Source organism: Vibrio sp. D404a, assembly GCF_030248535.1.
Lineage (GTDB): Bacteria > Pseudomonadota > Gammaproteobacteria > Enterobacterales > Vibrionaceae > Vibrio.
Map to the genome: position 1 here is coordinate 104,985 of NZ_JAHGAJ010000025.1, position 14,169 is coordinate 119,153.

Genomic DNA, 14,169 nt, shown 5'->3' on the forward strand with positions numbered 1-14,169 from the left:
TTTAACGGCAGACCCTACTCAAACGACAGCGCAAACGTCAGCAATATTGGTAGGGTCACGATACTTAAGAAGTTGCCAAACAGCACCATAGAGGCAACCTTAGGTGGCTCCACATTAAAGCGTTCAGCAAACAAGTAGTTCATTACCGCTGGTGGCAGCATGGTGAACAGAACCATCATTTGAAGCTGCAGGGTTGGTAGCGGGATAAAGAAGTAGATAATGCCGAAGGCGATGGCTCCGGTGAACAGAGATTGCGCCGTGCATAGTAAACCTACCTTAAGGCCGCTGAGCCTTAGGTTGACCATTTGTGAGCCAAGCGACAACAGCATGATAGGTACGGCTGCTTGCCCAAGTAGCGATGTTGCTTCGTAAAGCGGATTCCAAACCGCGACGCCAGATAAGTTGAGCGTCATTGCCACGGCTGCGGCAAGGAAAATCGGCATCTTGAAGATCTGTTTTAGCGGGTTCCCTTCACTTAATAGTGCCAAACCCAAACTGATATGGATGCAGGCTGAAACCACGAACAGCAATACTGCTGGCGCCAGCGCTGTGTCACCAAAGGTATAGGTGAATAGTGGGATCGCAAGGTTACCACTGTTGCGAAACATGTGTGGAGGTGCCCAAGCTTTGAAGTTGAGCTTAAAGATCTTACAGATTGGAATCATTAACACTGCAGGTACTAATACAGCCACTAATGAGGCAGTAATCAGTGGTACTTGCTCAGTATCGAGCGGCATGGTTGCGAGGGATGCAAACACCAGAGCAGGGATACACACGTCCATATTGATGCGGTTGATAGGCTTAAAGTCCGGCTTGAGCCAACGGCCCACGGCAAAGCCAGCAGCAGCGAGCGCAAAAACGGGAAACAGAATGCCAACAACCTGCTCGAACATAGAATTCCTTTTCTAAGTGACGGGTAAACTAAGGGTATGCTCAACACGGATTAAGCAGGCTGAGCGACGTGCATAAGTGTCCTAAGTTACCAACATAAATCGCTTACGTCGTGGGCATTTAGCACACAGTAGAGATTTAGTTATATTTGATGAGAGTCTTCGACCTTTTTCGGTTAACAGACCTTGCGACAAAAAAGACCAGAGGCTGCGGTGCGACTGGTCCTAGAAGTCGAGGTGAATAGAAGGCTAGGCGAATCTGGACGGATTATTAACAACGATTGTCGTTGTTGCCTAGCAGGTGTTACTCGCTTTTAAGCCTAACTGACGAGTTTTTTATATTCTTTGAAATTAGCGTCGTACGCCTTTTCACCGTAGATGTATGTCTCGCTGACGGTTCTGTCATCTCCAAGACTCATCAATACAAACAGCTTCTCTTCAAGCTTGGTTGCTTGCTCCATTCTAAAGCGCATTAGCTGAGTCGCGTGCATATCCAGAACCACGAAATCTGCCTCTTTGCCCACTTCCAGGTTACCGATTTTGTCTTCTAGGTGAAGAGAGCGTGCACCACCTAATGTGGCTAAGAACAGTGATTTAGCCGGGTGTAATTTCTTATGTTGCAGCTGCATGATCTTGTACGCTTCACTCATGGTTTGCAGAATAGAGAAGCTAGTACCTGCGCCGACATCGGTACCTATACCAACACGGATTCCGTGCTCTTCCATTTCAGGCAGTCTGAACAGACCTGAACCCAAGAATAGGTTTGAGGTTGGGCAGAAAGCGATAGCAGATTCAGTATCGGCTAAACGCTTACACTCGCAATCAGACAAGTGAATGCCATGTGCGAAAACCGAACGTTTGTGCAGCAAGCCATAGTGGTCGTATACATCTAGGTAGCTATCACGTTCTGGGAATAGAGCTTTCACCCACTCAATCTCTTTCTCGTTCTCTGAAAGGTGAGTGTGCATGTACACATCTGGATACTCTTCTAACAGTTTACCGACGGTTGCCAGTTGCTCCGGGGTGCTCGTTGGCGCAAAACGCGGTGTCACTGCATACAGCAAGCGGCCACGGTTGTGCCACTTGTCGATCAGCTCTTTTGAGTCGGCATAGCCTGATTCTGGTGTATCGGTTAGGTAATCTGGTGCGTTGCGATCCATCAGCACCTTACCCGCAATCATACGTAGGTTACGTCTCTCAGCTTCTTCAAAGAACACGTTGACCGATTCTTTATGAACAGTGCCGAACACCAGCGCTGTGGTTGTACCGTTGCTTGCCAACTCATCCAGAAATAGCTTCGCAACCTTGTGCGCGTATACTGGGTTTTTAAAGCGTTTCTCTTCTGGGAAGGTGTAGTTTTCAAGCCAGTCGAGCAGCTGCTCGCCATACGATGCAATCATACCGGTTTGCGGGTAGTGGATATGAGTATCGATAAATCCCGAGGTGATCAGCTTATCTTTGTACTCTTTGACATCGAGGGTTTTCGGCTGACGAGCAAGCACATCATCGGCATTACCCAAATCAACCACATGGCCATTCTCAACCACTAAAATACCGTCTTCAAAATACTCATATGATTCTTCTAAACCGACATCCTTTGGGTCGGCCACGCTATGAAGAATACTGGCGCGATAAGCTTTGCGTTGCGTTGTCATGTTTACTTCCTTTTAATGCCCTCCAGTCACGTTATGGCGACTGGAGTCTGCGATTTGTGTTAGGCGATTTTCTCTTCCAGAGGGTGTTCGTCTACATCGCTTGTTTGCTTGGGATCGTTACGATCCTCAGTTTGATAATGTTGGGTCGGGCGCTTCTGTTCAAGCGCTTGTCCCTGATAGTGTGCGATTAGTTCACCGGCAACCGATACCGCGATTTCTGCAGGATGTTTTCCATTCACAGCGCTAATACCAATCGGACAAATCATGGTGTTGATCTGCTCTTGGTTATAGCCGCGTTGTTCCAATCGGAAATCGAACTTCTTGCGTTTTGTTAGTGAGCCAATCATGCCGAAGTAACGACTGTCTTCGCGGTCAATGATGGCTTTAGCAAGGTCGAAATCGAGCTGGTGGTTGTGGGTCATCACTAGGTAGTAACTGTTTGGTGGCATCTGTTTCACTTCACCAACTGGGTCGTCAGTGACAAGCTTTTTAACGCCTTGAGGTAAGGTTTCAGGGAACACTTCTTCGCGCTCATCAATCCACGTTACGCGGAAAGGCAGAGTGGCGACAATGTGCAATAGCGCCTTAGCCACATGGCCTGCACCAAATAGCACCAGATGGTTCTGTTGAGTACCAATCGGCTCGAAGCTCAGAGTAGCCATTCCACCACAACATTGGCCTAGGCGAGCACCAAGGTTGAAGCGCTCGACTTTGAGAGACTTTTCGCTGGCGATCAGCATCTCGCGCGCCATTTTAGTCGCAACATGTTCAAGGTGGCCGCCGCCAATGGTCGCAATGATGCGATCGCGAGTGACCAGCATTTTTGTTCCGGCATCACGAGGCACAGAACCTCGATCTTCAAGAACCGTCACCATGACACACGGCTCGTAGTTCTCTTCCAGTTTTGCCAGTTCGTGAATCCAATTATCCTTAAACATACTTCCTCCAAAAGCTCCAGCTTGATGCTTCTTACGCCAGTCTAAAGAGCTCCCTGCTCAATACTGCGGACTGGCGAGTGTCCTTGTTACTTGTTTGTCACAGCTTGATGATGTTAATCACTACGCCGTCTCTTGCTCAGTGTCGACTGACGCCTTCGCGGGCTCTGAAACAGCTTGAACGGCCATCAGAATGCGCTCTGGTGTCGCGGGTGTATTCAACTTCGGAATTGCCCCATCCACGGCGACTGAATTAATGGCATCTTTGAGCGCACTCCACACCGACATCCCCAGCATAAACGGTGGTTCACCAACCGCTTTTGAGTTGAAGACGGTGTCTTCTGGGTTACTGCGGTTCTCCAATAGATGCGTTCTAAAATCGATCGGCATATCGGCAATCGCTGGGATCTTGTAACTTGCAGGGCCATTGGTCATTAGGCGGCCTTGCTCATTCCATACCAACTCTTCGGTGGTGAGCCAGCCAGCGCCCTGAACGAAGCCCCCTTCTACTTGGCCGATATCGATAGCAGGGTTCAATGAAGCCCCGACATCGTGCAGGATATCGACGCGCAGAATTTTGTTCTCACCTGTCAGCGTATCGATGATCACTTCAGAACATGACGCGCCGTAGGCGTAGTAGTAGAACGGTCGACCGCGCGCTTTCTCGTGATCGTAATAGATTTTTGGAGTGCGGTAGAAGCCGGTGCTGGAGAGCGAGATTTGGTTAAACCAAGCCAGTTCGACAAACGCGTTGAAGGTCATGATCTCGTCGCGGATCTGTACCATACCGTTCTTGAATACCACTTCTTCTTGCGAGACTTTGAAGTGCGAGGCTGCAAAGTCGATCAGTCGTTGCTTAATCGTTATTGCGGCGTTCTGCGCGGCCTTACCATTGAGGTCGGCGCCCGATGAGGCCGCGGTTGGTGATGTGTTCGGAACTTTGTCTGTGTTTGTAGCGGTGATCTGGATACGTTCGACATCGACTTGGAACTCCTCTGCAACGATTTGCGCCACTTTGATGTTCAAGCCTTGGCCCATTTCCGTACCGCCGTGATTCAAATGAATACTGCCATCGGTGTAGATATGGATAAGCGCACCAGCTTGGTTCAAGAAAGTTGCGGTAAACGAGATGCCGAATTTCACCGGAGTGATTGCCAAGCCTTTTTTCAAGATAGGGCTCTGCTTGTTGAACTCATCAATTTCTTTACGGCGAGCGTGGTAGTCACTGCTGCGTTCAAGCTGTTCGGTTATCTCAGGAAGAAAGTTGTCTTCAACGGTTTGGTAGTAATGGGTCACGTTACGGCCTTCTTCGCCGTAATAGTTCGCCTTACGTACCTCCAATGGATCTTTTTTCAGGTAACGAGCGATCTCATCCATGATGTGCTCAATTGTCATCATGCCTTGAGGGCCGCCGAAACCACGGTAAGCGGTGTTAGATGCAGTATTGGTTTTACAGCGGTGTCCTACCACGGTTGCATCGCCAAGGTAGTAGGCGTTGTCTGAATGGAACATCGCGCGGTCAACAATCGAGCTTGAAAGGTCAGGCGAGTAGCCACAGTTACCCGCAACGGTAATGTCAGCACCTTGAATCACGCCGTTGTCGTCAAAACCGACCGTGTACTGATTGTAAAATGGGTGTCGCTTGCCCGTTTGCTGCATATCTTCGTTACGCAGTAGGCGCATCTTGGTTGGTCGGCCAGTTAAGCTCGCGATCACAGCAGCAATACAAGCAGGAGATGCTGCTTGAGTCTCTTTACCACCAAAGCCACCACCCATACGGCGCATATCAATCACTACTTTGTGCATTGGCACACCAAGCACTTCTGCAACCAATTTTTGTACTTCGGTCGGGTTTTGTGTCGAGGTGTAAACAATCATCCCGCCGTCTTCGGTCGGCATCACGCTGCTGACTTGAGTCTCAAGATAGAAGTGCTCTTGACCGCCGATCTCGAGATCACCAGATATCACATGTTTGGCTTTGGCAAGCGCCGCTTTCGAGTCACCACGTTGCTGTGTGTGGCTCTCTGTGACGAAGTGCTCTTTAGCTAAGGCTTCTTTCACATCGAGAATCGCTGGCAGCTCTTCGTATTCAATGATGGCGGCGTGCGCGGCTTTGCGTGCCGTTTCAAGATCGTTGGCCGCCACAGCAATCACTGGCTGGCCGTAGAATTCGACTTTGCCGTCTGCGAGTAGGGGATCGCCAGGAAGGATGGCACCGATATCTAGTTCACCCGGTACGTCTTTAGCTTGAATCGCGATAGCTACGCCTTCAAATTCGTAACATGGCGATACGTCGATTTTAGTGATTTTTGCATGCGCTTGAGTACTAAGGCGCGCGTAGACGTGCAGTTGGTTTGGAAACTCTAAACGGTCATCGATGTAGACCGCTTCGCCCGTTACTTGCTTTGGTGCACTGTCGTGTTTAACGCTTTTACCCACGCCAGTTTTAAGATCTTGTTTTGCGATAGTCACCATCTCTTCGTGGGTCATCGCCTGTTTGTTTTTGTTAGACATAAGACGTTACCCTTGTTTCGATTTGATTGTGCTTGTTTTGCTGTTCAATGAAGTAACGGCGCAACATATTGGCTGCCGACAATGAGCGGTACTCTTGGCTCGCTCGAAAATCAGAGAGTGGCTCGAAGTCTTGATACAGTTCCTGCATCGCTTCTTTAATTGTAGCGTCTGTCCAAGGGCTGCCTAATAACGTATTTTCACAACGAGCGGCGCGCTTAGGCGTTGCAGCCATACCACCAAAGGCGATGCGAGCATGCGTTATCTTGCCTTCTTCCACCTGAATGTCGAAGGCGCCACACACGGCTGAGATGTCATCATCTAGACGTTTTGAGAGTTTGTAAGCGCGGAAGTTATCGCTGCTTGGTTTAGGTATGATGATCTGCTCGATAAACTCACTCTCTTTCTGAGCAGTGACTTTATAGCTGATAAAGTAGTCCTCGATCGGCATGGTGCGCGACTCATCACCACAACGCAGTTTGATCTTGGCATCTAACGCAATCAGTAGTGGAGGCGTATCACCGATAGGGGAAGCATTGGCTACGTTGCCGCCAATAGTGCCTTGGTTACGTACTTGCAGTGAAGCAAAGCGATGAAGCAGTTCGCCAAAGTCTGGGTAGTGCTTTTTCAATAGTGAATAAGCGTCGCTGATTGGAAGGTTGGCACCGATGATAAGGTCGGTGTCTGTCTCTTCACACAGCTTCATGTCTTCGACAAGGTTGACGCTGATAAGGGTCTCAATCTCGCGGTGGAATTGAGTCACTTCTAGTGCTAAATCAGTACCGCCAGCCACTAACTTGGCCTTTGGATGCGCGATATACAGTTTCGCTAGTTCATCAATGCTTTTCGGTGAGAATGCGGTGAGGTGACCTAGGCGCAGGTTAGCCTCGGTATCTTGAATACTTTCGAGTTTTTCAATCGTCTTGCGTTCCAGCTCGGCGAATTGGTCAATCAGGGGTTGGTCGCTGGAGAGAGACATGGCTGCATCAATGATTGGTCGGTAACCCGTACAACGACACAGGTTGCCCGCAAGGGATTCCATGACATCTTCTTTGCTCGCATTCGGTTTATTTTTGCCAAGTGCAAACATCGACATGATGAAGCCCGGCGTGCAGTAGCCACATTGTGAACCATGAAAATCCACAACCGCTTGTTGAACTGGGTGCAGAGATCGATCTCGGCTTTGCAGATCTTCAACGGTGATCAGTTGCTTGCCATGCAGAGCGGAAACGAACGTTAAGCATGAGTTTACCGAGCGATACTGTAATTGCCCGTCTACCACTTCACCTAACACCACAGTACACGCACCGCAATCGCCAGAACCGCAACCCTCTTTGGTACCTGTCTTCTTGGCGTTAGTACGCAGGTAATTAAGTACGGTCATATTCGGCGACAGATTGTCTTCGTGTCTTATTTCCTGATTGAGCAAAAAAGTAATCAAGAGACCTCCTTGTATATCGACATATTCCATGTGTAATTTTTTTGACTTCTTGGTCAATAATTATCCATCCTGACCCTGTGGTCAACTATTTATTTACAAAAATGCAACAAAGGGGTTTTGAGTAAGATTGTATACAATAATTTTTTTATTTTAATTTGTTGTTTTTAATTGAGTAAATTTGGAAATTGAGGATTTAACTAGGTGAATGAATTTACTTCTATGTATACAAATAATGTTTGGATAATTGGAGGGTTTTGGTGAATATTCGGCCGTCGTTTTGGGGCAAAATTTGATACGAACGAGAGCAAAAAGCACAGAAAATGAGTCGTGAGAGAGTATGACTTTTGGTTTCAGGCATGAAAAAAGCGAGTATAGAACTCGCTTTTAAAGAGGATTTTAACTTGTTCAGCAAGCGTTCGAACTAGGACTTACTCTTGAGAAGATCAGAGAAAACCACATGAAGATCGCTAGAGGCGGTGCTGCTGTCTAGGTTGAGCTTAGAGCGAATATGGCTCAAGTGTTCACGCATCAAATCAACCGCTTGCTCTTCATCACCGGATTCGATGGCATCAAGTAACTGCTCGTGTTCGTCTTGAGAACAGTTTGAATGAGTACCTGTTTCGTACTGGGCGATCAACAGGGAGGTTTGTGAGACCAAGCTACGTTGGAAAGCCAGTAGCGGCGCGTTTTCTGCCATTTCAGCAAGTTTAATATGGAACTCGCCAGACAGTCGCAGGCCAGAACCGTAGTCGCCCTGTTCAAAGGCGCAGTTCTCTTTCGCGACCAGTTTTCTGCATTCGTCGATCTGAGCTTTAGTGGCATTCTTAACCGCAAGTTCAGTGATGGCCAATTCCATCACTTCACGTGCTTTGAAAATCTGTTTTGCTTCATCGACCGTTGGTGCGGCAATCACGGCGCCTCGGTTTGGACGAATAACCACAACTTGTTCTAAAGATAGACGTAGTAAGGCACGGCGGATGATGGTACGGCTTACACCGAAGATTTCTGCTAATGCTTCTTCGCTCAGTTTGGTGGCTGGTGGCAGCCTTTGTTCTAGTATCGCATCGAAGATATGGCAGTAAACAACGTCATCTTGGGTTTGACCCGTTACTTTCGTTTTTACACCTTTTGAGACAGAGTTTTTGAGAGCTGTCATAGAGATAAAGGCCCTTGTTTAGTCGAATAGGGATTGTTGAGCATATTGCACTGGTATTACTCTATATTGTATACACTTATCCATACAATGCTACTGCCAGAGGCCAGTAGGTTAGAGAGTTTGCGTATATCTGATAACAATTGAGACACAGTTTTCATCTTGCCTGAAAAACTGTGCCGTCGAGTATGAAATCTAACCAATATGATTTGACGAAATAGTGGTTTGGTGAGCAGTTAAACGCGGTTATCGCCGCCACTGTAGGCAACAATTTGGCTTATCTCACTCAAGCTTCTTCCTGATTGCTGTTGCCACTCATTAAACGCGTTACTTGCGGCTTGTTGAGCGCGTTTGGTGTTGCGTCCGCTGTCGATAACACCGGTTGTGCGCAAGTGTGCTTCGACGTCTGTCGACAAGATAAACGTATCTTTACCCATTTGACGTAGGGTGTAGGCACCAGTGTTACCACCGAGTCGTTTACCGTGCTTTTTGAGGTGATCCCAAAGTTCGGTAATGCGTTCTGATGGCCACTCTGCAACCATTTGAGCGAAGCTGCCGTATTCACGCTGAGCGTTGCGGATCATCATCGCATTCGCAGGGATCGTCATGACTTTGGTCAGGTGGCGAATAATGCGTGGGTCTTGTGCTTTTTGCTCCCACATTTCATTAGGTAGCATCAGCATCTTCTCAACATCGAACTCAAAGAATACCTCTTCGAATTGAGGCCACTTCTTCCTCACCACACTCCAAGAAATACCACACTGAAACACTTTTTCTGTAAAGGCAGCGAGCCAGCGATCATCACCGATCTGCATCAGTTCATCGTGGGTCAGTGGTTTGCGAACGATCTTCTCAAGTTCAGCTTCGCCACCCTTACGGTGAGCCGCTCTTTGATAAATGGTTTCAAACTTTTCTTGGGTCATAACGGATTCCAAATTACTTCGAGTTTTTAATGATATGGGGACTAATCTACAGATGAAAAGGGGGGCTACACCTCACTCGCTAATTGATCGAGGAATCCTCGCATATAGTTGGTGCGACGCTCAGCTTCTTGTTTGGCCGATTTGGTATTCATGGTCTGTGCGAGCTTGAACAGCTTCACGTAGAAGTGGTCAACGCTGAAATGTTTATCATCTAAATCACGCTCCTCGGCGAACGGGTCTTCATGGTTATAGAGCTCAGCATCAAAGCTCTGACCGACAAACAGACAGCGAGCAATGCCAATCGCCCCAAGAGAGTCCAGACGGTCGGCATCTTGAACGATCTGCGCTTCAACGGTTTCTGGCGTGATATTCGCGCTAAAACTATGGGTAACGATCGCATGGTGAATCGCATCAAAATGATGAGCGGGGTATTCGATTGACTTGAGAAATGCGATCGCTTTGTCGGCTGCGACTTTTGAACTTGTCGCTCGCTCGGGGTGATTCTTAGGGAAAGTAAAGCAGTCATGCAAATAGGCTGCAGGTAGCACAACTTCAAGCTCTGCTTGTTCTTGGGCACACAAGGATTTTGCTGTTTTTACGACACGCTTGATGTGGCTGATGTCATGAGCCGCATCTTGGGTCATCTCTTGCTTTGCAAAGTTAAGCATCTGATCTTCAAACTGTTCGAGCACGTTCGGTTCTTTTTCTGATTGGTATTGAGTTGTCATGCTAATCATTTCTGACTCTGTTTTACAGGCAATCTTATGGGCTTTGTACTGAAGCTCTAGTTTCTGAGGTTTGAGCTTATCGAGATCGTTTTCTGAAACACCAAATACAACAAAGCCGACTCAAAGGTCGGCTTCAAATTATGTTTAGCTTAAGGCTTCTAGGCTGCATCTTTTTGCAGTTGAGTCAGCACATCGTGTAGTGATGGGCTAATGGTGTGGCCGAGTGCTTTTACTTCTTCACACGGTTCGACCAAATCCGGGATCTGGAAGCTGATCATATTCGCTGCCATAGAAGCGCGGATGCCGTTGTTGGAATCTTCAAATGCCAGACATGATTCTGGTGCAACGCCAAGACGTTCTGCCGCTAATAGGTAGATCTCTGGGTGTGGCTTGCCATTCGTTACCTCACAGCCAGTGCTTAGAGAAGTGAAGTAAGAATCTAACCCTGCTAACTCAAGTTTCTTCTTGGCGATATCCAGTTGTGTTGAAGTCGCAACTGCAGCTGGAATGTTGTTTGACTTTAACCACTCTAGCAGTTCAATCACGCCCTCTTTTACTGGAATCGCTTGGTTTTTCACGATTGCACTGTAGCGAGTGCGCCACTCATTGTTGAGGGCTGGGTAGTCGAGGTCTTCGCCGTAACCGTTACGAAATATTTGCTCGATGGTTTTAGCATTGCAGCCGATAATGCCGAGGTAAACATCTTTTAGGAAAGGGACCCCTTGTGCTTGGCAGGCTTCTTCAAATATCTGCATACACAGGCGCTCGGTATCGAGAAGTAGGCCATCCATATCAAAAATTGCTGCTTGGAATTTCATAGTTGCGGTTCTTGTACCATCGTCTTTGCTGAGGGCGGCTATTTTGACATACCCCAATAACTTAGGCGAGTTAAAGCTCTGTGAATTAACGTTCCAAACTATGACAACTCGGTTTAAATGTTCCCTTAATTACCCAGAAAACTCATATGCATATCATTGCTTTAATAACGATTAGATCTGATGGGTGAATTTTATAGATTCCCCCGTTCTAAAAGAAACAATCAACATCAGTGTGCATAACAAATCGACGTCATGATGAAGAGAAATGATCACAATCTAGATACTTATTGCCCTGTTATCGTGACCATAATCTGATAAAAAACAATCCGTTAGAATGGTCAATAAGAGTGTGACCTAGTGATGAGTAAATCATTGAACATACAGAGAAAATATCCCTATTCCATGTTTTAGGTAGGGTAGCTTATGTTGTATTTTGAGTTTCTATTTTTGCTAGTCGTCCTCTATATCGGTTCTCGATATGGCGGTATTGGTTTGGGTGTTGTTTCTGGTATTGGCTTGGTGATTGAAGTATTCATTTTCAAGATGCCGCCAACCTCTCCACCAGTCACTGTAATGCTGATTATTCTTGCGGTTGTGACCTGTGCTTCCATCTTAGAAGCCGCAGGTGGTTTGAAATACATGCTGCAAGTGGCAGAGAGGGTGCTAAGAAAGAACCCGAAACGCGTGACCTTGATAGCGCCGTTTGTGACTTACTCGATGACATTTCTATTGGGTACAGGCCACGCGGTTTACTCAATTATGCCTATCATCGGTGATGTGGCGCTTAAAAATGGCATCCGTCCAGAGCGTCCAATGGCAGCAGCGTCTGTAGCCTCACAACTGGCGATTACAGCATCTCCAATCTCAGCAGCAGTGGTTTACTACTTAGCGCAGCTGTCTGATATTCAACACTCAATTACCTTATTGTCTATCTTGCTTGTAACCGTACCTGCAACCTTGTTTGGTACGTTGTTGCTGTCTCTGTATAGCTTGAAGCGCGGTAAAGAGCTAAATGACGATCCTGATTACCAAGCGCGACTAAAAGATCCTGAGTGGAAAAAGCGCATTGAGAGCACTACTGCTACTTCTTTAGATGAAGTGCTACCAACGTCGGCTCGCAACGCAGTATTGATCTTCCTACTTTCAATTGTAGTGATCGTTATTGTGGCCATGGTGCCAGAGATCAGAACCATTGTAGACGGTGAAAAGCCAATCAAGATGTCGGTGATCATCCAAATGATGATGCTCTGCTTCGGCGGTATCATCTTGCTGGCGACCAAAACGGATCCGCGTGACGTGCCAAATGGTGTGGTATTTAAATCAGGCATGGTGGCGGCGATCGCTATCTTTGGTATCGCTTGGATGTCAGATACTTACTTCCAATACGCCATGCCTCAGTTCAAATCGGGCATCGTGGAAATGGTAACTAACTACCCATGGACGTTTGCACTGGCGCTATTCATCGTATCGGTTGTGGTGAACTCGCAAGCAGCTACTGCCCGTATGATGCTCCCTGTTGGCCTTGGCCTAGGGTTAGACCCAGCACTACTTATCGGCTTGATGCCAGCGGTTTACGGCTACTTCTTCATCCCGAACTACCCATCAGACATCGCAACGGTGAACTTCGATGTTTCTGGTACCACTAAGATTGGTAAGTGGTACTTCAACCACTCATTCATGTCCGTCGGTTTGATTGGTGTAGTCGGTGCATGTTGCTTAGGCTACGTGTTAGCTAAGGTGTTCATCGGCTGATATAAATATCAATGATTTAATAAGAAAAACAGCGCTGATTAAGGCGCTGTTTTTTATGCGTTGTACGGGTTGAGTTTATAAAGCGTTGTTGTTAGATTGAATGAATGCAAACGAATCCTACACCTTCATCATTCATTATCTGGTGGCGCTCTAATTAGAGCGGCGCGGGATTCTTACATTCTTAAGCTGCTGGTAGGTAGCTAAGAATGTCATCTCTTTTTGTATCTCCAGTAGCGGTTTATTTTTACTAGGAGATACCATTATGAAAACCAATCAACACACTGATACAAAAGACATTATCCTTACTGGTGACAGAGCCACAGGCCCTCTGCACTTGGGTCATTACGTGGGTTCACTCAAGCAGCGTGTGGCTTTACAATCACAGCATGAGCAGACGATTCTGGTCGCAGACATGCAAGGCTTAACGGATAACGCGCATAACCCAAGTAAAGTCTCTTCCAACATTCTAAACGTGGTGGCTGATTATCTAGCTGTTGGCATTGACCCTTCGCAAACCACCATCTGTCTTCAATCACAAGTTCCTGCGCTTGCAGAGCTGACCATGTATTACAGCAATCTTGTTTCTATCAGTCGATTAGAACGCAATCCTACAGTGAAAAGTGAGATTCAAAACAAAGGGTTTGAACGTTCTATTCCGGCAGGTTTCTTAACTTACCCAATCTCTCAAGCGGCGGACATTACGGGCTTTAACGCAACATTAGTGCCTGTAGGAGATGACCAGTTGCCGATGTTAGAACAAACCAATGAGATCGTAAGAAAAGTAAACGGCTTAGCAGGGCGTACTGTTTTGAATGAGTGCCGACCATTGCTCAGTAATGCTCCGCGCTTACCCAGTACTGATGGAAAGAACAAGATGTCGAAGTCGATGGGTAATGCCATCAATTTAGGCGCGAGTGAGAAAGAGATCTCTACAGCCGTCAAATCAATGTACACAGATCCTAATCATCTAAGAGTAGAGGACCCGGGTACCGTCGAAGGAAATGTGGTGTTCACTTATCTTGATGCGTTCCATCCAGATAAGAATGATGTAGAGCAGCTTAAAGAGCACTATCGACGTGGAGGGTTAGGTGATGGAACGACCAAGAAAGTCTTGGAAGAGTGTCTACAAGAGATGCTTCGCCCTATCAGAGATCGCAGGGCTGAGTACCTTGATGACAAAGCTCAGCTGTTGGAAATCTTATCTATCGGTAGTCAGCGTTCCAGAGAAAAAACAGCCAAAGTTCTGTTCGATGTAAAGGATGTATTTGGGCTAAATATCTTCTGAAAGTCGCAAGTGCATCTTAATCATGCATTGAAAACCAGTAACTTCGACAGCTTACGACCAAAACCAATGAGGCTCATA

General features: G+C 47.0%; 11 protein-coding genes. 2 read left to right on the forward strand and 9 right to left on the reverse strand.

Features of this window, described 5'->3' with window-relative positions; all coding sequences use genetic code 11:
- Nucleotides 1-14 precede the first annotated feature (14 nt).
- The 9 genes from KI655_RS16035 to KI655_RS16075 form a co-directional block, all read right to left on the reverse strand.
- Nucleotides 15-893 (reverse strand): AEC family transporter, encoded by an 879-nt coding sequence (locus tag KI655_RS16035; protein ID WP_150868444.1) that lies wholly within the window; start codon nucleotides 891-893, stop codon nucleotides 15-17.
- 317 nt (nucleotides 894-1,210) lie between these two features.
- The gene (gene guaD, locus KI655_RS16040; protein WP_285407080.1) at nucleotides 1,211-2,545 is read right to left on the reverse strand and encodes a guanine deaminase; all 1,335 of its coding nucleotides are present in this window, start codon (nucleotides 2,543-2,545) and stop codon (nucleotides 1,211-1,213) included.
- A gap of 59 nt (nucleotides 2,546-2,604) precedes the next feature.
- Entirely contained in the window at nucleotides 2,605-3,483 is an 879-nt protein-coding gene (gene xdhC / locus KI655_RS16045) for a xanthine dehydrogenase accessory protein XdhC (protein WP_150868448.1), read from the reverse strand.
- Between the two features lie 120 nt (nucleotides 3,484-3,603).
- Nucleotides 3,604-5,994, reverse strand: a complete 2,391-nt coding sequence (gene xdhB / locus KI655_RS16050) for a xanthine dehydrogenase molybdopterin binding subunit (protein ID WP_285407081.1) — start codon at nucleotides 5,992-5,994, stop codon at nucleotides 3,604-3,606.
- Nucleotides 5,987-7,432, reverse strand: coding sequence for a xanthine dehydrogenase small subunit (gene xdhA, locus KI655_RS16055; RefSeq protein ID WP_285407083.1), 1,446 nt, complete (start codon nucleotides 7,430-7,432; stop codon nucleotides 5,987-5,989). The genes xdhB and xdhA overlap by 8 nt, the downstream gene beginning before the upstream one ends.
- 421 nt (nucleotides 7,433-7,853) lie before the next feature.
- A complete protein-coding gene (locus KI655_RS16060; RefSeq protein ID WP_032553512.1) occupies nucleotides 7,854-8,588 on the reverse strand; it encodes a GntR family transcriptional regulator in 735 nt (244 codons plus the stop codon).
- A 233-nt stretch (nucleotides 8,589-8,821) separates the two neighbouring features.
- Complete coding sequence (locus KI655_RS16065) at nucleotides 8,822-9,508, reverse strand: DNA-3-methyladenine glycosylase I (protein ID WP_150868454.1); 687 nt, start codon at nucleotides 9,506-9,508, stop codon at nucleotides 8,822-8,824.
- A gap of 65 nt (nucleotides 9,509-9,573) precedes the next feature.
- The gene (locus KI655_RS16070; RefSeq protein WP_285407231.1) at nucleotides 9,574-10,200 is read right to left on the reverse strand and encodes an HD domain-containing protein; all 627 of its coding nucleotides are present in this window, start codon (nucleotides 10,198-10,200) and stop codon (nucleotides 9,574-9,576) included.
- 194 nt (nucleotides 10,201-10,394) lie between these two features.
- The gene (locus KI655_RS16075) at nucleotides 10,395-11,054 is read right to left on the reverse strand and encodes an HAD family phosphatase (RefSeq protein ID WP_285407086.1); all 660 of its coding nucleotides are present in this window, start codon (nucleotides 11,052-11,054) and stop codon (nucleotides 10,395-10,397) included.
- Nucleotides 11,055-11,477: 423 nt separating this feature from the next.
- Here KI655_RS16075 and KI655_RS16080 point away from each other — a divergent pair, with 423 nt between their 5' ends.
- Nucleotides 11,478-12,806, forward strand: coding sequence for an anaerobic C4-dicarboxylate transporter (locus tag KI655_RS16080; RefSeq protein ID WP_150868458.1), 1,329 nt, complete (start codon nucleotides 11,478-11,480; stop codon nucleotides 12,804-12,806).
- A 262-nt stretch (nucleotides 12,807-13,068) separates the two neighbouring features.
- Nucleotides 13,069-14,091, forward strand: coding sequence for a tryptophan--tRNA ligase (trpS, locus tag KI655_RS16085; RefSeq protein ID WP_285407089.1), 1,023 nt, complete (start codon nucleotides 13,069-13,071; stop codon nucleotides 14,089-14,091).
- Nucleotides 14,092-14,169 lie beyond the last annotated feature (78 nt).

Coding starts and splice junctions, on each gene's coding strand:
- KI655_RS16065 (WP_150868454.1), bottom strand. CDS start 9,508: ATGACCCAAGAAAAGTTTGAAACCATTTATCAAAGAGCGGCTCACCGT.
- KI655_RS16075 (WP_285407086.1), bottom strand. CDS start 11,054: ATGAAATTCCAAGCAGCAATTTTTGATATGGATGGCCTACTTCTCGAT.
- trpS (WP_285407089.1), top strand. CDS start 13,069: ATGAAAACCAATCAACACACTGATACAAAAGACATTATCCTTACTGGT.
- xdhC (WP_150868448.1), bottom strand. CDS start 3,483: ATGTTTAAGGATAATTGGATTCACGAACTGGCAAAACTGGAAGAGAAC.
- KI655_RS16035 (WP_150868444.1), bottom strand. CDS start 893: ATGTTCGAGCAGGTTGTTGGCATTCTGTTTCCCGTTTTTGCGCTCGCT.
- xdhB (WP_285407081.1), bottom strand. CDS start 5,994: ATGTCTAACAAAAACAAACAGGCGATGACCCACGAAGAGATGGTGACT.
- KI655_RS16060 (WP_032553512.1), bottom strand. CDS start 8,588: ATGACAGCTCTCAAAAACTCTGTCTCAAAAGGTGTAAAAACGAAAGTA.
- KI655_RS16080 (WP_150868458.1), top strand. CDS start 11,478: ATGTTGTATTTTGAGTTTCTATTTTTGCTAGTCGTCCTCTATATCGGT.
- guaD (WP_285407080.1), bottom strand. CDS start 2,545: ATGACAACGCAACGCAAAGCTTATCGCGCCAGTATTCTTCATAGCGTG.